The organism is Ruminococcus sp. MCC718, assembly GCF_018783905.1.
Classification (GTDB): domain Bacteria; phylum Bacillota; class Clostridia; order Lachnospirales; family Lachnospiraceae; genus Hominisplanchenecus; species Hominisplanchenecus faecis.
Genome location: NZ_WQNP01000164.1, coordinates 49,806 through 68,425, shown reverse-complemented (window position 1 = coordinate 68,425; position 18,620 = coordinate 49,806). Strand labels below are relative to the sequence as shown.

Below are 18,620 nucleotides of genomic sequence, written 5' to 3'. Positions count from 1 at the left end.
TCAGACAGCGGCTCCTTGGGGCGGCAGCATCGCAAACCTCACGACGGAAGCCTTGCTACCGTCAGAGCGATTTGTTTTCGGATTCATCATGGCTGTATTATTTTACGCACCATATTTTGCAATGCAGTTCGTCTGCACATTGCCAAAAGCTCCTGGTTTGACTGTTGTCTCCTAAGCAGAAGGCATCTTCCAGCCACAAATATTTGCCAGAGCAACTTTTCGCTTCCACAAATGTAGCCTGCCTGGCAGATAGTGTAGATGGTATTTTTTCTTTCGGTGCAATAAAAAAGAGAAGTGTAAGTATGCCAGACATCAAAAAGACAGAGGCATAGTGACGATAGCAAGTTTCCGTTACTCTATCTCTGTCTTTTTCTGTTCTGTGTTTTGAAATTTGGCCTGAAGGACTGTTCCGCTTAAGCGACCCCCGGCAAGCCAGGAGCTTTTAGTAATGTGCAAAATGAACAATTCCAGAGAAGGTACTCGAACATGGCCGGTACTTAGCAACCGTATTTTGGTTGCTTACGTACCGCTGCCAATGTGAGGTAGCGAGAGCGTGCCTTCGGGGAATTCGTTCATTTGCACATTCTAAAACCTCCGCAAATTTTTATTTGGCACTTGAAAAGATCCCACGGAATTTTTTCTTGTAAGCTGTCTTTTTATTTCTTGGCACTTTTACTGCCGCTTTCTTATGGATTCCCTTAAATGCCTGTTTTCCGACTTTCTTTAAAGTGGTTGTTTTCACAGTGATCTTTTTCAGATTTTTGCATCCGGAGAATGCTTTTGCACCGATTGTGGCAACATTTTTGCCAATCGTTACGCTGGTGATTTTCTTTTTGCCTTTCAGGGCATTTGCCTTGACGGAAGTGATGCGGTATGCAGTATTGTTGATCTTCACGGAAGCGGCGATCGATACTTTTTTCACATTCTCATCGACAAGACCTGCAAAGGCAGCGGTTTTTTTTGCGGTATTCGTGATCTGATAAGAGTACTTGCCAACAGCAACGATGTCTCCCTTTTTCAAAACCTTTGTTGTATCGGAAGTGCCAGGGTTGGACGGTTGATTGTCTGTCGGCTTATCCGGAGTAGGAGTTGGTGTTGGATCCGGAGTCGGATCTGGTTTTGGTTCCGGATCTGGTTTTGGTTCTGGATCTGGAATCGGTTCTGGATCTGGAATCGGGTCCGGTGTGATCTCTTTTGTAAGTTCAGAAGCGAACGTTACTTGTTTGCTGTTTGTTTTATCAGTTCCGGTGACACGAAGGGTGTAATCTTTTGTTTTATCCAATGTATCCAGGGAAATGCTGCCGTTTGCATCATAAGCTGCTGTTTTGGAAATGGATGTTCCGTTCTGGGCGGTCAGTGTCAGAGTTACATCACGCAGCCCATTTGTATAAGAAGCAAACTGATTCATGGCAAGGGAAGCCTGATCATCTTTCTGCTCTGCAACGACTTTGATATTGGAGGCATCTGTCCAGTCACTCAGTGCATAAGAGAAATTTGCCAGTTCGGAATTTGCCTGATACAGGTTCAGCTCTTTGATGATCTGCTGGAACATGGCGATGTTGCCGCGTCCGTTTGGATGCAGGCCGTCCGGTGAGAACCAGCCACAGTTGAGGCTATCTGCATCTGCGTAGTTTGGATTGCTCAGGTTGTCATTGCGAACCGTATCGTGATAATTGTTCCAGTTTTCAAGATGATTGACAACAGCGATCTCCAGTCCCGGTATTTCTGTTTTCATTTCTTTTGCTACTTCCGGGATCGAAGCAAAGAACGCCTCGAAAGTCTCCTGACGCTGACCATAATTGATCATTGCACATGGAACACGCAGAACAATGCGGGTATTGGCATTGTTTTTGTGGATTTCACGAATCAGAGTTTTATAACGATTCTTGAATTCGGTAACGCTGATCGCACCGTTGCTGGTGGAGCCGGTAGCTGCGACGTTGTTTTCACCATTTTTTGCACAGTCGTTTGTGCCGAGCATAATGACAGCGACATCCGGCTGGTAGCGTTTCAGCCGCGTTTCAATCTGATCCAGAGTCGTTGCGATGGTGGCATTGGAAACGCCGGTATTGATCACAACGTCATCTTTTCTTCCGAGTTCATCCAGATATTTGGCAAAAAGCTGCGGTACGTTGTCGTAGCCGTTTGTTACAACGCCATGAGTGATACTGTCGCCCATAAACAAGTAAGTTAACGATTTTTTGGATTTCAGCAAATCGGAGAAATCGTACTCAGAATCGGAAGTTTCAGAAATAAGTGTACCGGTAGAGCCATCCGTAATCTTGATGCTGACCGGTTTATAGGTTTCCGTTACACCATCGGAGCGGCTGTTGTCGCTGACCATCAAAGTGTAAGTTTCTCCTGCCTTCAGACCGGATACCGTGAAATCAGAAGCAGAAGCACTGCCGGAGAAAATCTGTCCGTTACTGTCCGTCAGCGTGTAGGTAAGTTTTGCACCGGAGTCAGAAACGCCGCCTGCATGAACTTCAAGAGTGGTGCCGTTTGCTTTTGCGGTGATCTGATCAGCATTTTCCTTCTTTTCTGTGCGGTAAGAGCCTGGTGCGAGGTTTTTCAGGTGAAAATTGTAGGAAGTTGTACTGCTTCCGAAGCCAAGTGCGTTTTTCAGAAGGTTTGCAGCCGCCTGATGACCTTCCAGTGTCAGAGTGCCGTCATCGTTGATATTGGAAACTGCGATAGAAGAGAAATCTACGATTTTTGCATCTTCAGAGACAACAGCATCAATGGCAGCTTTGTAAAGAGCAATGTTTGTATTCTGCACAGGGTCTTTGGATGGATAAGGGGTGATCACAACGGCAAGTTTTCTGGAAGCATTGATTTTATCCACCAGTTTTTTCAGATTTTCTTTGAAGGTATCCAGTCCTGCCTGGCCTTTGCTGTAGTCTTCGGCACCAACTGAGATGGCTACTGCCTCCGTGTGGTAAGCATCGATCTGTCTGTCGTAATCTGCAAGAATAGAAGCAACATCGGAACCGCGACGGGCTGTATTGAATACGAAACGTCCTCTTTCAATATAGCTGCCGCCGCTGCGCATGGTATCCTCAAAAAGCCCAATCCAGTTACGGATGGTAGAGGAGTTTTTAAAATCGGCAACCGCCTCTGTACCGCCGGTGAAGAGCCATGTCTTGCCGGTTCCGCTCTGACGCATGGCATTGAGTTTGGCAGTGACCGAGCTGACCTGTTCGTAGGAGATGGATTTCAGGTCATCCATGCTGTAGGCTTTGTCGATCACGGTGATAAAATCAATCTTACCGTTAAAATTGGCAGAAGCGTAGTCGTTGTTGTTGACACCGACATAAGAACCGCCGCCGATCTGAAGCAGGTTGTAGTCTGCCCCGGCTCCCTGGTTAAAGCCTGCTTTCCAGGAACTGCCCCAGGTGTTGGAAGCATAGTTCAGGTTCGTGCCGTCCACGGCGATGCGTACGTTGTCATTGACATAATTAAGAGACGGCAGGAAACTGATAGCAACGGTATGCCAGTTTCCATCGGCAAGGTTGACATTGAAAGAACCCTTCAGGCCGCCGGCAGGTGCACCATCTGCTTTTTTTGTATTACGCATTACAAGACGCAGTTTGCCGTCACGGATCGAGACCGTCATATTTTTACCGGTGGTGGTCAGTGCATCGGTACCGGCACCAAAGAGCAGACCATCGGATGAAGTCTTAAAACGAAGGATGATCGTCTGATCGTTCTGAGTCGTTTTCAGATTTTTCAATACATCCATGTACTTGGCATTTTTGGAGTAATCGATTCCGCCGGAACCATCAAATGACTGACCGGACAGATCAAGATCAAATGCTCTTTTGCTGCTCTGAAGCTGCAAAGCCTCGCTTCGGACAGAGGCAGAGGTTATGTCCTCTTCTGATATTGGTGCCGGGAACTGTGACTGGATATAAGCATCAGACAGTACATTTCTGGCAGAATAGTCGCTGGCAAGAACAGAAACAGATGCAGGCGAAACGACGGATGAGGTCAGTATGCCGAAAGCAAGCCCCATAGACAATAATCCCTGTTTTGTTTTTTTACTTAAAATCATATTTTTCTCCCTTATTTTTGTGATGTCATGAGTACTTCATATCAGATATGCACTTTACAGACATCGTTTTGGTGAATTGTAACAAGAAATATAAGCAGAACGCCTTTGAAAATAAAAAAAATAGAGTAACTGTTCAGAGCCAACCTCCAAAATGCTACGCATTTCGTCGGTGTGGCGTATCCGCCAAATAAAATTTCAAAAACAGTCTTAAAAATGCAAGCATTTTACACCTGTTTTATGAAATTTTGCTTGGCTCTGAACAGTTACAAAATAAATAATGTTTCGATTATAGTATCATAAAATATGGGCAAAATCAATAAAATGATGTGGGTGTCAAAAGTCCCCAACTATGATGCCTACGGATTGTTCCGTGCGTTGCACTCCCACAATCCTCTCCGGTATTCGCATATCGTGGGATTATCATCCCACTTTTATGTCTACGCTCCGCTTCGGTCGGAGCAAAACGAACATCCACTGGATGTTCTGCTCCATATCGGGGCGGGTCCCAAGGTCTTTCATCCACCTATGAGCAAGCTCATGTGGATTTAGACCGTTTGACCCTGGCATCATAAAATATGAATCTCAAGATCAGGAAAAGGTAATTCAAATAGAAGCAGATATTCTTGTGAACTATGAAAAACAAACCTTTCACATATACAGATATCCGCAAAAGAACAGTTTACATCTGCAAAGTGGTAGAGGCAGAAAAAGAAAATTGCTAAAATTTCAACATCAAAAGCAAGTATGAATCGAAAGCAAATCAAGTACAAAGCAAAGGTATGTGAAAGGAGAAAACATGAAAAACAGACAGGTAAGAAAATTTCTGGCAATCTCACTTGCGGCAGCTATGGCGACCGGAAGCATGAGTACAACAGCATTTGCGGCATCCGGATATCTGGATCCGAATGCAAGTATTGAAAGGGAAAAGGCGAATGCAGAAATTTCCCAGTATGCAGCAACACAGGGCATGGTCCTGATGGAAAATAAAGATCAGGCACTGCCGATTTCTCAGGAAAAAGGCACAAAAGTAGCACTGTACGGAAACGGTGTGTACAATACGATCAAGGGAGGTACCGGTTCCGGTAATGTCAATGTACGTGAAGAAGGAAATATTCTCGTAAAACAGGGTTTTGAAGATGCCGGTTATGATATTGTAAATAACCATAAGTACGATGGCGAAGAGACCTCTTTCCTGGAGGATCGTATAGCAGAATACAATCAGGAACTGAAAAAATATGAAGGACAGCTGAATTTTAATTATGTACATAATGAGCCGGTCTATGGAGACACAGAAAAAGGTCTGGCAGATGTGGAAGCAGCTGCAAAAGAGACAGATACCGCTATTTATGTTCTGGCACGTACATCCGGAGAAGGAAAAGACCGTGCGATCGACAAAGGTGATTATTACTTAAGCGATGCAGAAAAGGCCAACCTGACCTTACTTGGACAGAAATTTGAGCATGTGATCGTAGTCCTGAATGTCGGTGGAATCGTGGATACAAACTTTTTCAACGGACTTGGCGGATATACAAAAGGAGATGAATACAACCGTGATAAGATCGAAGGTCTGGATGCCCTGTTTTTAATGTCACAGGCTGGTATGAACGAAGGACACGCACTCGTTCAGGTATTAAACGGAACATACAACCCTTCTGGAAAACTGACAGATACCTGGGCGATCGATTATAAAGATTATCCGGCATCGGCAACGATTTCAAACAACGATGGAAATTCACTGGAAGAATTTTATCAGGATGACATTTTTGTGGGATATCGCTATTTTGATACGTTTGGAAAGAAAGTGGCATATGAATTCGGATATGGACTTTCTTACACGGATTTTGAGATCCATACCGATTCGGTAGAAGCAGATGAAGATCAGATCAAAGTCAGTGCAACGGTTACAAATACCGGAACAGCGGACGGCAAAGAAGTAGTAGAAGTTTATTTCTCAGCACCGAACGGTGAGCTGGACAAACCGTATCAGGAGCTGGCAGGCTACAAAAAAGTAGAAGTGGAAGCCGGCAAATCTCAGAAAGTGGAGATTACATTTGATACCGATGATATGGCAAGCTACGATGAGAAAAAAGAAGCTTATGTGATGGAACCGGGCGATTACACGATCCGCGTCGGAAACAGCTCAAGAAACAATGCAGAAGCGGCAAAGATTTCCCTGGACACAGAAGTTGTGACCGAGTACTGTGACAACGAACTGGGACTGACAAAAGAGAGCATGGAAGCGGGCAGCTACGATGCGAAATATGTGATGGAAGATAGTGCGACCGCAGTAGATCTTCTGGATTCTGCTTCCGAAGGCTTTGGATCAAAAGCAGATATTACCGCAGACGGAGTCAGTGCAGATCACAAAGATTTAAGCCTTAAGAGCCAGAATTTCCCGAATGCAGAAACACACACCTACGGAAACGGCGAAATCACCGCCTATGTCAGTGCAAACGATGAGAACAGCGATTCTTATGCATACGCTCAGTCAGAAGATAAAAAAGATGGAGAAAAACTGGAAAAAGTGACAACATCTGATTCTTATACACTGGTTGATGTGGTAAACGGCAAAATTTCAGCTGGACAGCTGGTAGCAAGTATGTCCAATACCGAACTTGCAGACCTGGTGGAAGGAGGAACTTACACCGGCACTCAGGCAAGTGGTGACAATGCACCGATCATCGGAAACAATGCAGACTCTGTTTTCGGAGCAGCAGGCGAGACGACAAGCAACCTTTATAACTCCAAATTTATCCCAAATATCGTTCTTTCCGATGGACCGGCCGGTATCCGTATCACAAACAAATACCTGAACTGTCTGCCGGTAGAAGAAGGAGCAGCGTATATTTCTGGCATTACCTATTATAAATTCCATGCATACCAGAACAGTTCAAATCCAGCATACTATTATGATGCGGAGATTAAATCTGAGGCAGATTACAATGCAGCGATCGCAGCAGGGGAAGAGCTGTTTACCGAGGAAGGTTACCGCTATCAGTACTGTACTGCATTCCCGGTAGGCACCTGCCTTGCACAGACCTGGGATCCGGAAGTGATCGAGATGGTTGGTCGTGCGATCGGCACCGAAATGCTGGAGCTTGGTATTACTTCTCTTCTGGCACCGGGCATGAATATCCACCGCGATCCAATCTGCGGACGTAACTATGAATATTATTCAGAAGATCCGCTGGTATCCGGCCTGACAGCAGCCGCTGTTACTGACGGCGTACAGAAAAACGAGGATGGCAGTGCAACCGGAATTGGTGTGACAATCAAACATTTTGCATTTAACAATCAGGAAGCGGACCGTTTTGGAAGCAACTCCGTTGTTTCAGAACGTGCGGCAAGAGAAATTTATCTGAAAGGTTTTGAGATTACCGTTAAAAAATCGGCTCCGATGTTTGTTATGAGCTCTTACAATCAGGTAAATGGAGCTTCTACCTTCCAGCACTATGGACTGCTGACGGAGATCCTGAGAAATGAATGGGGATTTGACGGATTTGTAATGTCCGACTGGTATTCTGTATTTGGTGTTAAAGAAGGTTCTATGTATTACGGACAGAATATTCGTGCCGTGATGATGCGTGCAGGAAATGACTGCGAGATGCCTGGTAAAAACGAGGCACAGGTTCTCAAAGGTCTGGAAGACGGCGAGATGAGACTTGGTGACCTTCAGAAATCTGCGATCAATATGCTGAACGTGATCAAGCGAACCAAAGTTTTTGACACGATGAACGGAAAGCTGATCAATTCCGATGCGGCAAAGGCAGCAGAAGCCGCACAGAAAGCACAAAAAGAAGCAGAAGAAGCGAAAGCGGCAGCCGAAGCCGCACAGAAAGAGGCAGAGGCAGCAAAAAAAGACGCAGAAAAGAAAGCAGCGGAAGCAGCCGAAAAAGCAAAGGCAGCAGAGGAAGCAAAGAAAGAAGCAGAAGAAAAAGCCAAAGCTGCAGAGAACGAAAAGAATGCCGCAGCCGAAAAAGCAAAGGCAGCAGAGAAAGCACAAAAAGAAGCAGAAGAAAAAGCAGCGGCAGCAGAGGCATCACAGAAGGCAGCAGAAGCAGCCAAAGTGGCAGCAGAAAAAGCCGCAGCAGAAGCAACAAAAGCAGCTAAAGAAGCACAGGAAGCAAAAGCAGCCTTTGAAAAAGCACAGCAGAATCAGAAAACAATTCTGACTGTTACAAAGAAAAAAGTCAGCGTAAAAGCAGGCAAGAAAGTAAAGATCAAAGCAAGTGCGTCCACAGCAGATAAGATTACCTTTAAATCCATGAATAAGAAGATTGCAACTGTCAGCAAAAAAGGCGTTGTCAAAGGTAAGAAAAAAGGAAAAACAAGCATCCGTGTAACCTGCAATGGCGTGACAAAGAAAGTGAAAGTTACCGTGAAATAAAAACAGTCAAAATTTCTGAATTAAGGAATCCAGAAATCAATCCTGGCACCGCCCTCCTCGTGGTTGGAAAACAGCAGTCTTGCATTTTCCCCATAGATCGAGAGAAGGCGGTGCTTTATGTTGTGGATTCCGATGTGTTTTCCGTCTTTTGGAGCAGGATTGTGCATATCGTTGAGCTGCTTTAACTGTTCTTCCTCAAAACCATCGCCATTGTCGTGAATCTGAATGTGCAGAAAGTTCGTTCCGTTCTCAGAAACCATATGGGCTTCCAGAGAGATTTCCAGATCATCACATGAGGAGGCAGCATGTTTGAAGATGTTTTCGACAAACGTGTGAACTGACAGCACTGGGATCAGATGCATGGCGGCATCTTCATCAATGGAGAAGTCGGTCGTAAAATCTGAAGAAGAACGAAGTTCCTGAATATGCAGATACGTACGGATGTGTTCCATTTCTTCTTGCAGCGGGACCAGGGAAGAAGAGGATTTGAACAGGTAGCGGAAATAGATCATCAGATAAGAGGTCATCTGGGAGACAAGCTCTGTGCGGCCGCTCAGGTTCAGGCTGTAGATAACATTCAGACAGTTCAGGTAAAAGTGTGGTTTGATCTGAAGCGTCAGATAATCAAGTTCCATCCTTGCTTTGTCCAGTTTTTCTTCGTAGAGTTTCATTTTGAGATTTTGGATTTCGCTGCTCATAAAGTTAAACGTGACCGTCATATCGGAGAATTCATTTCTGATTTCTGGAACAGGAAGAGTCACCCCGAAATTTCCCTGACGGAGGCTTTGCATTCCGCAGGTAATGACGGAAACCGGTTTTAAAACCTGCCTTTGAAGGAGCAGTGCCTGAAAAAGGATCAGGAATACAAACACCGAACCAAGAATCAGAAGAACGATAAAAAAGTTCCCGAAACCTGCGGTGAGGGAAGAACGTGGAATATAGCTCCACAGGGCATAATTGTTCTCAGATGATGTCACGGAGATTGCAGTCGAAGATTTCAGGCTGTGCTTCACTTTTTCCGAAGAAAGTACTTTGGAATCAACCGAGTAGAGAACAGAGTCTTCTTTCGTATCAGAAAGATAATAGGAAATATGCTCCGAGTCTTTCAGGGAAGTCAGTGGGGAGAGAATCGTCTCAATGCGGTACCAGGAAGCAACATAAGTATGCTCATAAGAAGCAATGGAGATCAGAAAGGTATGTCCGTTTAAAGAAACCGGAAACCAGCGAAGGATGGAAGGTGCATCTTCCGCAGAGCGAGTCCGGAGATAGTAGTCTTTTATATAATCCCGGATTGCGATCCGGTCAGAGAGCGGTTCAGTCAGGTTGCTTTTCATGAGAAAGACATCCGACCATGGGGCATAAAACAAAAGTCCGCTGATATTGTCGTAAAGAGAGAGCTGCTGGGCAAAGGTGTTCTGAATGGAAAGCTGGGCGTTGAGACATTCGTCCGCATTGTCTGTGGTGGCAAGCGTTACATGGTCGGTGTCCATCAGAAGAAAATTTGAGAGAAAACTGGAAGTGTTTTCCAGCTGCGTATCCAGTGCATTTATATGCAGCTGTAAGGTATTCTGACTTGAACGGACGGCATACTCGGTCATGCGGTTCTTATACCAGAAATTGCAGGAAAGCAGAACCAGGGCAGAGAGAAGAAAAGCAGCCAGATAGAACCAGACAAAGTGCATCTGGATGCGTGAGAGATTTTTTATTTTCCGGATCAGGTTTTTCATAAAAGTACTCCTTGACTGTGAAAAGAAAGTTTAAATTGTGCTATTATAGTAAGGGGTTAAGATTACCCGGGGCGAGTAACCGTTGAGCAAAGATGGAAACATTTTCTGCAATGGTAAGGATGCCGGCGGGATTCCTGAATTTATGATACCATATCAGGAGAAAAAATCCATTGTTAAGTGAAGAGAAGATACTAAAAGGTGGAAGGTGATGCAATGAGAAGAAAAAAAATCCGAGGCATAAAAAGAATCACGGCACTAATGCTCTTGATGCTGCTGAGCATATGCGGATGCAGCAAAACAGCCGGGCAGATAAAAAAGCAGAAGGAAGAGACGGTGATCAAGGTCGGAGTAGCCGGAATAGCGGCGAGCGATTCTGCACTTCAGAGAGTCAACGAAAAGCTGGGGGATCTGTCACGGCAGAAATATGGATTTCGGATCGAACTGCTAAGAGATGACACGAGTGCAGGGAAAGATTTTGCATTTTATACAGATGCAGCAGAAGGCGTGGATATCAAAGGCTTTTATTATGCAGAATTCAAAAAGTATGCCGAGAAAGGGATGCTGCTTGATATGGCACCGTATCTTGACAAATACGGATCAGAACTGAAACGAGTACTGGAGGATAAAGCAGAGATTGAAAAAAGCCTGTCAGGACATATCTATGGAATCCCGAAAACATACAGTGACACAAATTATGTCGGAGTGCTTTTTAATAATGAATACGTTCGAAAATATCAGATGGATTTAAGCAAGGTAAAGAAGATCGAAGATATGGAACCTCTGCTTGAGACGATCAGAAAAAATGAGCCGGATATCATTCCCTGGGCAAAAGTAAAGACAGGACCGATCGCGATCGCAAGGAATCCGATCGGTGACCTGCTGGATGATATGCTCTGTATGGTAGATTATGAGGATGATACGCTGCAGGTCAAAAATATGTATGAGACAGAGAAATATGAAGAACGTGTGCGGATGATCCAAAGATGGTATCAGAAAGGTTACCTTCAAAAGGATATTCTGACATCCGGAGAATATGGGCAGGCTCTCCTGAAGGAGGGGATGGCATTTTCAACAGAAACAGTGGTACGTCCGGATGAAAGGGAATATCTGGAAAATATGAGTGGAGATAAAGTGGCGTATGCTGTATTTGATCAGAAACCATTGATCGATACAGAATGTGACTGGGTGTATGTGTGGTGTATTGCCAGAAACTGTACTTATCCGAAAGAGGCAGTGCAGGCATTAAATGCCATTTATGAAGATCAGGATATTCTGACGACCATTCTGTATGGCCTGGAAGGAGCAGACTATGTGGAGCGTGGAGACGGACATTTGGAAAACCCTCCGGAAACAGAAGAAAATGACGATTCCTACCAGTTGTACTATAAATGGATGTTTAACCGGCTGAACGCAAAACTGTGGGTCGGGGTCGATGAGAATGTCAAAGAAGAGATGGAAGAGATGAAACAGGATGCCATCGTCTCACCGGCATATGGATTCTGGTTTGATGCAAGTAAAGTTTCGGTGGATCTTGTGAAAATACAGAATGTGATCAATAAATATAAAGACAAACTGAACTGCGGAGTCTGCGATGTGGATCAGGTACTGCCGCAGTTTCGAAAAGAGCTGCGGCAGGCAGGATCAGAACAGCTGGTAAAAGAAGTTCAGCAGCAGGTGGACGAATGGAAAGCTGCTCAGGAAGGAATCGTTCCGTAATAAGCTTTGCGGTATTCACTTGGGGTCATGCCGGTCTTTTTACGGAACATTTTTGAAAAATAAGAAAAGTTGCTGTATCCGAGAAGCGAAGCAATGTTGCTGATGCCGTCCGCCGTCTGCGAGAGCATATATTTTGCTTCTTCCAGTTTCAGGTCGGCAATGTAATCGCTAAGTGCCTTTCCGGTTTCTTTTTTGAACAGTTTGGCAAAGTAATCCGGATTCAGGAAGAAACGGGAGGCGAGTTCTTCACGGGAAATGTCCAGATTCTCCTGTATCAGACGGATGCTCTGCTCGATGACAGATACATTTTCCTTCTGACTGTCGCACGCATTTTCCAGGGAGGCAAGCAAAGTGTCGGCTTGCCTGCGAAGAGAAGAAACCTGCTCATAAAGCTCATTCCATGACACGGTTTTTCCGCAGAAATATTGCAGAAGCAGATGATAGTTCCGGTGCAGAAAATCGATGATATGGTCATATTTTTCTTTCATTTCTTTTTCGGGAAGAAGAACAGGAGCAGGAATCAGCACCACATAATAAGAAAACAGTGTGACCGGCGGCGGACAGTTTCCCGAAGACAGAAGGACTTCGTTTAAAACATTTTTGACAGTGAAATTTACAAGGCTTCGATTCATGCCGTCTGCCTGATTTTTCGTAACCAGAAACAGGACAGGATAAAACAGGGTATCGTCCGGAAAATCAATGTTTTTCCAGGAGCATTCCCATGCAACGTAAGAACGGTCGCAGTCCAGGAACATTCCGGTGATCAGCTGAAACCAGAACTGTTCCTGCACAAGCGTCCGGCTGGCATTGGAGAGAGCTTCTCTTTTCTGGAGTCTGGCAATATGCTGAAGTTCCCGGACTTTGGCGATCGCCTGGCGTATGGTGCTGTGCAGTTCTTCTGGCTTGAACGGTTTTAAAAGATAGGCAAGTGCCCCATGCTCCAGGGCAGTGACTGCATAGGAAAAGTCCGGATGGCAGGTCAGCAGGATCGATACCAGTGGCATACCTTCTTTTTCCACCCAGGCGAGCAGATCCAGGCCGCTTCCGGAAGGCATTTCGATATCACAGACCATAATGTTTATGGTTTCGTTTTCCAGCAGTTCTTTTGCATCCTGGATATTATAACAGGAAAAGACATGATGGATCCCAAGTTCTGCCCAGGGAACTGTATTCTGGAGAGCTTCTACTGAAAATTTTTCATCGTCTACGATCAGCAGATTCAAAAAGATCCCTTCTTTCGTTCACAAGATATTAAAGTAAGCCATGAAACCGCTTCTGTGCAGACACATCGCAGTTTCAGCCTTTTGACACTGGTATCTTTACAATACCGATAATTATGCACATATAATAGCATATATTCTGTACATATTCCACAAAAATATATTTTGCATTATATAGAAAGAAAAATAGGCTTGCAATTTAAAAAGACAGGTGCTATACTGATATTCGGACTTTGCGGAATTACGCAATTTTTATGTCCATTTGCACCTGATTTTAGGGGTAACATTGGTGAAAGGAGGCAGAACCATGAAGGTTAGATCATCTGTAAAACCGATTTGCGAAAAATGCAAAATCATCAAGAGAAAGGGAAGCATCAGAGTCATCTGTGAGAACCCGAAACATAAACAGCGTCAGGGTTAATTTATAACAAACTGAGAACTGTTTATTTGAATTAAGTGCGGCTGCAGTATGAACCGCCAGGCGGCGTTGTTTATGCTGATAACAATATATATGGGTGAGAAAGGGACGACAGTCCCGTGTGTCAGAAGATATCGGCTGACTGTCGCAGACCATGATATATTGCTTGTAATACCGGATTTGTGAGTACCGTCGCAAATACGGAAAGGCTGTACGGTTTTTGTGCGGCTGGGCGGACGGTTTTGCCGTAAGCCTCAATTAGGGACAATATAAGGAAGAATGAAAATGTACACATCATTTCAGACGTTATCATACCCGGATGGCGGGCTGTACATAACATTCTCAAAGAAAATGGAGGAATAATTACATGGCACGTATTGCTGGTGTAGACTTACCAAGAGAAAAACGTATCGAAATTGGTCTGACTTACATCTACGGTATCGGTAGAGTAAGCGCTAACAAAATCCTTGCAGATGCAAAGGTTAATCCGGATACTCGCGTAAGAGATCTGACTGACGAAGAAGTAAGCAGAATCCGTGACGTAATGGACGAGCATTATACAGTAGAAGGTGATCTGAGAAGAGAGATCGCTCTGAACATCAAGAGACTTCAGGAGATCGGATGCTACAGAGGAATCCGTCACAGAAAAGGTCTTCCGGTTCGTGGTCAGAAGACTAAGACAAACGCAAGAACAAGAAAAGGTCCTAAGAGAACTGTTGCAAACAAGAAGAAATAAGACCTGAGCAGGAAATTGCAAAGCAGATCAAGTTAACTATAGAAAGCGAAAAGAAAGTAGGTTAGTTTAAAATGGCTAAAAAAGTTACCAAAAAAGTGACAAAAAAGCGCGTTAAGAAAAACGTTGAACGCGGACAGGCACATATTCAGTCATCTTTCAATAATACAATCGTAACTCTGACAGATGCAGAAGGAAATGCTTTATCATGGGCAAGTGCCGGTGGTCTGGGATTTAGAGGTTCAAGGAAATCTACTCCGTATGCAGCACAGATGGCTGCAGAGACTGCAACAAAAGCAGCTCTGATTCATGGACTCAAGACGGTAGATGTATTTGTAAAAGGACCGGGTTCAGGTCGTGAAGCAGCAATCCGTGCTCTTCAGGCATGTGGTCTGGAAGTAACAAGCATCCGCGACGTAACACCTGTTCCACACAATGGTTGTCGTCCACCGAAACGTAGAAGAGTCTAATTAGGAGGTTAGCGAAATGGCAGTAAATAGAGTTCCTGTTCTTAAAAGATGCAGATCCCTGGGTATGGATCCGATTTACTTAGGATATGATAAAAAATCCAATAGAGAGCTGAAGAGAGCAAACCGTAAAATGAGTGAGTACGGTCTGCAGCTTCGCGAAAAACAGAAAGCAAAATTCATCTATGGTGTTCTGGAAAAACCTTTCCGTAACTACTACAAAAAAGCTGAAAAAATGCCGGGTATGACAGGTGAAAACCTGATGGTTATGCTGGAATCCAGACTGGACAGCGTAGTATTCCGTCTTGGTTTTGCAAGAACAAGAAGAGAAGCAAGACAGATCGTAGATCATAAACACGTAACAGTAAACGGTAAGCAGGTAAACATTCCATCTTATCTGGTAAAAGCTGGCGACGTTATCGAAATCAAAGAAAAATGCAAATCTATGCAGAGATATAAAGATATCGTAGAAGTAACAGGCGGCAGACTGGTACCGGAATGGCTGGATTGCGATATGGAAGCACTCAAAGGTACGGTAAAAGAGCTTCCAGCAAGAGAAGTGATTGATGTTCCTGTAAACGAGATGCTTATCGTCGAGCTGTATTCTAAGTAATAAATAGCACCGTACTACGGTGCGTAGAACCCCTCATACACCAAATAACCCAACAAGGAGGGACTATATGTTCGATTTTAATAAACCTAAAATTGAAATAGCTGAGATTTCAGAAGATAAGAAATACGGAAGATTTGTTGTTGAGCCTCTGGAGAGAGGTTATGGTACAACACTCGGCAATTCACTTAGAAGAATCATGCTCTCATCTTTACCTGGAGCAGCAGTAAGCCAGGTAAAGATCGAAGGTGTACTCCATGAATTCAGCTCAATTCCGGGAGTAAAAGAAGACGTTACAGAGATCATCATGAATATCAAGTCCCTTGCTATTCAGAACAACAGCGAAACAGATGAGCCGAAAGTTGCATACATCGAGTATGAAGGCGAAGGCGTTGTCACCGCTGCTGATATCAAGGCAGACTCCGATATCGTAATCATGAATCCGGATCAGGTTATCGCAACCCTGAACGGCGGTACAAACTGCAAACTGTATATGGAACTGACCATCACCAAGGGCAGAGGCTATATCAGTGCGGATAAAGGTAAAACAGATGATATGCCGATCGGTGTGATCGCAGTAGATTCTATCTACACACCGGTTGACCGTGTAAACTATAAAGTCGAGAATACCCGTGTAGGTCAGGTAACCGATTACGATAAACTGACCATGGATATCTGGACAAACGGAACACTGGCTCCGGATGAGGTAGTCAGCCTTGCAGCAAAGGTTCTGAGTGCTCATCTGAATCTGTTCATCGATCTGTCTGAGAATGCGAAATCAGCAGAGATCATGATTGAAAAAGAAAGCAATGAGAAAGAAAAGGTTCTGGAGATGAACATCGACGAACTGGAACTTTCCGTACGTTCTTACAACTGCCTGAAGAGAGCAGGTATCAATACAGTAGAAGAGCTTTGCAGCAAGACTCCGGAAGATATGATGAAAGTTCGTAACCTCGGACGTAAATCACTTGAAGAAGTACTTGGCAAGCTGAAAGAGCTGGGATTACAGCTCAACCCGAGCGAAGAATAAAATTCAACCCGAGTTATATACAGTGCAGGCGGATAGCAGCCTTGGCAATCCCGGCACTGGACATTATGGACAAGACAGCATCTGTCAAGTAAGCCCGAAGAGCATTGGCAGATGTTCCACAAATGGAGGAAAATAAAATGGCAGGTTATAGAAAACTTAGCAGAACAGCAGACCAGAGAAAAGCCCTGATCAGAGGACAGGTTACATCTCTGCTGTATCATGGAAAAATCGTTACTACAGAACAGAAAGCTAAAGAAATCCGCAAAGTTGCAGAAGGTCTGATCGCTCTGGCTGTTAAAGAAAAAGACAACTTTGAAACAGTTACCGTTACTGCTAAAGTAGCACGTAAAGACAAAGACGGTAAGAGAGTAAAAGAAGTCGTAGACGGCAAGAAAGTAACTGTATACGATGAAGTACAGAAAGAAATCAAAAAAGACAATTCTTCCAGACTGCACGCTCGTCGTCAGATGCTGAAAGTTCTGTACCCGGTAACAGAAGTTCCTACAGAAGCAGCAGGAAAGAAGAAAAACACAAAACAGGTAGACATGGTAGACAAACTGTTTACAGAGATCGCTCCGAAATACGAAGGACGTAACGGTGGTTACACAAGAATCGTTAAGATTGGTCTTCGTAAAGGCGATAACGCTATGAAAGTTCTGCTTGAGCTGGTATAATCCGGACATCAATTTATAAAACGATAACAGAGCCGTTTCGAATTCACAGGATTCGAGGCGGCTTTTGTGCTATCAGGATATAAAGCTGCCAGGCATTTTGCCCTTAACATCATTTAGAACATAAAATGGAAACGAATCGTATTTATCGGAAAGGAGACAGAAAATCATGATTTATATAGGAAGCCATATTTCATCATCCAAAGGCTATGCGGCCATGGGAAGACAGGCCTTGAAGCTTGGGGCGGATACGTTTGCCTTTTTCACACGCAATCCGAGAGGCGGAAGTGCGAAGGAGATCAGGCAGGAAGATGTGGATAAATTTTTGAAAATTGCAGAAGAGGGTGGGTTTGGGAAACTGGTGGCACATGCACCTTATACTTTAAATGCCTGTGCAGCCAGAGAAGAAGTACGTACCTTTGCCAGAGAAGCCTTTGCAGATGACCTGAGGCGTATGGAATACATTCCGGGAAATTATTATAATTTTCATCCGGGAAGCCATGTCGGTCAGGGAACCGAGGAAGGAATCCGCCTGATTTCGGAAATGCTCAACGAAAATCTGAAAAAAGAACAGACGACTACCGTACTTCTGGAGACAATGGCGGGAAAAGGAACAGAAGTCGGAAGGACGTTTGAAGAGCTGCAAAGTATCATGGAAAAGGTTCAACTTTCCGACAAACTGGGCGTGTGTCTGGATACCTGCCATGTATGGGATGCCGGTTATGATATCGTAAATGATCTCGATGGAGTATTAGAAGAATTTGACCGGGTGATCGGTCTGAAGAGATTGAAAGCGATCCATATCAATGACAGCTTAAATGAGAGAGGCAGCCACAAAGACCGCCATGCAAGGATCGGAGAAGGTAAGATCGGACTTCCGGCATTTGAGCGGATCGTGCGACATCCACACCTTCAAGGGCTGCCGTTTATCCTGGAAACACCGAACGATGAGGAAGGCTGGGCAAAAGAAATTGAGATGCTCCGAAGAGCATCCCAGGATCAGTAAATATCCGGCAGTGTCAGATTAACATTTTTCCGGTTCCGGATAATCAACGCCGAATGTATCAACGGTGATTGTGCGGATTACCTGAGGATCGAGCGGAGCATCGTTCCAGTCGGTATCTGTCTCAGCAATTTTATTTACAACATCAAGACCATCGGTCACTTTACCAAAGGCAGCATATGCACCGTCGAGGTGTGGTGCTGCTTTGTGCATGATGAAGAACTGAGAGCCGGCAGAATCCGGATGCATAGCACGGGCCATGGACAGAACACCTGCTTCATGTTTCAGCGGATTATGGAAGCCATTTTGGGAAAATTCGCCGCGGATGGTGTAGCCAGGACCGCCGGTACCATTTCCCAGAGGGCAGCCGCCCTGGATCATGAAACCTTCGATGACTCTGTGGAAAGTCAGACCGTCATAAAAGCCTTTTTTCACCAGGCTGATGAAGTTGTTTACAGAAACTGGTGCGATTTCCGGATAAAGCTCAGCTTTGATCACATCGCCGTTGTCCATGGTAATTGTAATAACTGGATTTTGAGCCATAATTGTATACTTCCTTTCTAAAATGCGGTATAATGATAAAA

The 18,620-nt window shown here is 44.5% G+C and carries 13 protein-coding genes; 9 read left to right on the top strand and 4 right to left on the bottom strand.

Translation table 11 applies throughout. The features are described from left to right. Nucleotides 1–604: 604 nt before the first annotated feature. Nucleotides 605–4,054, bottom strand: coding sequence for a GDSL-type esterase/lipase family protein (locus GPK60_RS13260; protein WP_215660632.1), 3,450 nt, complete (start codon nucleotides 4,052–4,054; stop codon nucleotides 605–607). Between the two features lie 796 nt (nucleotides 4,055–4,850). On the opposite strand from GPK60_RS13260, the gene GPK60_RS13255 reads away from it, so the two are divergent. Beyond that, nucleotides 4,851–8,441 (top strand): glycoside hydrolase family 3 protein, encoded by a 3,591-nt coding sequence (locus GPK60_RS13255; protein WP_215660630.1) that lies wholly within the window; start codon nucleotides 4,851–4,853, stop codon nucleotides 8,439–8,441. Nucleotides 8,442–8,461: 20 nt separating this feature from the next. Here GPK60_RS13255 and GPK60_RS13250 read toward each other — a convergent pair whose 3' ends face one another. Then, on the bottom strand, nucleotides 8,462–10,168 hold the full coding sequence (locus tag GPK60_RS13250) for a histidine kinase (RefSeq protein WP_215660627.1): 1,707 nt from the start codon (nucleotides 10,166–10,168) through the stop codon (nucleotides 8,462–8,464). 213 nt (nucleotides 10,169–10,381) lie between these two features. On the opposite strand from GPK60_RS13250, the gene GPK60_RS13245 reads away from it, so the two are divergent. Beyond that, nucleotides 10,382–11,884: an ABC transporter substrate-binding protein gene (locus GPK60_RS13245; protein ID WP_215660624.1), complete on the top strand. Its 1,503-nt coding sequence runs from the start codon at nucleotides 10,382–10,384 to the stop codon at nucleotides 11,882–11,884. On the opposite strand, the gene GPK60_RS13240 is transcribed toward GPK60_RS13245, so the two are convergent. After that, on the bottom strand, nucleotides 11,863–13,107 hold the full coding sequence (locus GPK60_RS13240) for a helix-turn-helix domain-containing protein (RefSeq protein WP_215660622.1): 1,245 nt from the start codon (nucleotides 13,105–13,107) through the stop codon (nucleotides 11,863–11,865). The genes GPK60_RS13245 and GPK60_RS13240 overlap by 22 nt on opposite strands. A 304-nt stretch (nucleotides 13,108–13,411) precedes the next feature. Between GPK60_RS13240 and rpmJ the strand changes: the two genes are divergently transcribed. The 7 genes from rpmJ to GPK60_RS13205 all read left to right on the top strand — a co-directional run bounded on the left by rpmJ (nucleotide 13,412) and on the right by GPK60_RS13205 (nucleotide 18,039). Next, nucleotides 13,412–13,525 (top strand): 50S ribosomal protein L36, encoded by a 114-nt coding sequence (gene rpmJ, locus GPK60_RS13235; RefSeq protein ID WP_003497809.1) that lies wholly within the window; start codon nucleotides 13,412–13,414, stop codon nucleotides 13,523–13,525. Nucleotides 13,526–13,889: 364 nt separating this feature from the next. Continuing rightward, nucleotides 13,890–14,258 carry a 30S ribosomal protein S13 gene (rpsM, locus tag GPK60_RS13230; protein WP_022119843.1) on the top strand — a complete coding sequence of 123 codons (369 nt, stop codon included), beginning with the start codon at nucleotides 13,890–13,892 and terminating at the stop codon, nucleotides 14,256–14,258. Between the two features lie 71 nt (nucleotides 14,259–14,329). Further along, nucleotides 14,330–14,725, top strand: coding sequence for a 30S ribosomal protein S11 (gene rpsK, locus GPK60_RS13225; protein WP_022119844.1), 396 nt, complete (start codon nucleotides 14,330–14,332; stop codon nucleotides 14,723–14,725). Between the two features lie 16 nt (nucleotides 14,726–14,741). Then, complete coding sequence (gene rpsD, locus GPK60_RS13220) at nucleotides 14,742–15,335, top strand: 30S ribosomal protein S4 (RefSeq protein ID WP_022119845.1); 594 nt, start codon at nucleotides 14,742–14,744, stop codon at nucleotides 15,333–15,335. 67 nt (nucleotides 15,336–15,402) lie between these two features. Continuing rightward, entirely contained in the window at nucleotides 15,403–16,362 is a 960-nt protein-coding gene (locus tag GPK60_RS13215; protein ID WP_022119846.1) for a DNA-directed RNA polymerase subunit alpha, read from the top strand. 137 nt (nucleotides 16,363–16,499) lie between these two features. Beyond that, complete coding sequence (locus GPK60_RS13210) at nucleotides 16,500–17,036, top strand: L17 family ribosomal protein (protein ID WP_147632283.1); 537 nt, start codon at nucleotides 16,500–16,502, stop codon at nucleotides 17,034–17,036. A gap of 166 nt (nucleotides 17,037–17,202) precedes the next feature. Next, the gene (locus GPK60_RS13205; protein ID WP_147632284.1) at nucleotides 17,203–18,039 is read left to right on the top strand and encodes a deoxyribonuclease IV; all 837 of its coding nucleotides are present in this window, start codon (nucleotides 17,203–17,205) and stop codon (nucleotides 18,037–18,039) included. Between the two features lie 18 nt (nucleotides 18,040–18,057). On the opposite strand, the gene GPK60_RS13200 is transcribed toward GPK60_RS13205, so the two are convergent. Beyond that, complete coding sequence (locus tag GPK60_RS13200; RefSeq protein ID WP_147632285.1) at nucleotides 18,058–18,579, bottom strand: peptidylprolyl isomerase; 522 nt, start codon at nucleotides 18,577–18,579, stop codon at nucleotides 18,058–18,060. Nucleotides 18,580–18,620 lie beyond the last annotated feature (41 nt).

Bases quoted from the DNA above. Each gene is read 5' to 3' on its own strand.
- GPK60_RS13205 (WP_147632284.1), top strand. From the start codon at position 17,203: ATGATTTATATAGGAAGCCATATTTCATCATCCAAAGGCTATGCGGCC.
- GPK60_RS13260 (WP_215660632.1), bottom strand. From the start codon at position 4,054: ATGATTTTAAGTAAAAAAACAAAACAGGGATTATTGTCTATGGGGCTT.
- GPK60_RS13200 (WP_147632285.1), bottom strand. From the start codon at position 18,579: ATGGCTCAAAATCCAGTTATTACAATTACCATGGACAACGGCGATGTG.
- GPK60_RS13250 (WP_215660627.1), bottom strand. From the start codon at position 10,168: ATGAAAAACCTGATCCGGAAAATAAAAAATCTCTCACGCATCCAGATG.
- rpmJ (WP_003497809.1), top strand. From the start codon at position 13,412: ATGAAGGTTAGATCATCTGTAAAACCGATTTGCGAAAAATGCAAAATC.
- GPK60_RS13255 (WP_215660630.1), top strand. From the start codon at position 4,851: ATGAAAAACAGACAGGTAAGAAAATTTCTGGCAATCTCACTTGCGGCA.
- rpsD (WP_022119845.1), top strand. From the start codon at position 14,742: ATGGCAGTAAATAGAGTTCCTGTTCTTAAAAGATGCAGATCCCTGGGT.
- GPK60_RS13245 (WP_215660624.1), top strand. From the start codon at position 10,382: ATGAGAAGAAAAAAAATCCGAGGCATAAAAAGAATCACGGCACTAATG.
- GPK60_RS13215 (WP_022119846.1), top strand. From the start codon at position 15,403: ATGTTCGATTTTAATAAACCTAAAATTGAAATAGCTGAGATTTCAGAA.
- rpsM (WP_022119843.1), top strand. From the start codon at position 13,890: ATGGCACGTATTGCTGGTGTAGACTTACCAAGAGAAAAACGTATCGAA.
- GPK60_RS13210 (WP_147632283.1), top strand. From the start codon at position 16,500: ATGGCAGGTTATAGAAAACTTAGCAGAACAGCAGACCAGAGAAAAGCC.
- rpsK (WP_022119844.1), top strand. From the start codon at position 14,330: ATGGCTAAAAAAGTTACCAAAAAAGTGACAAAAAAGCGCGTTAAGAAA.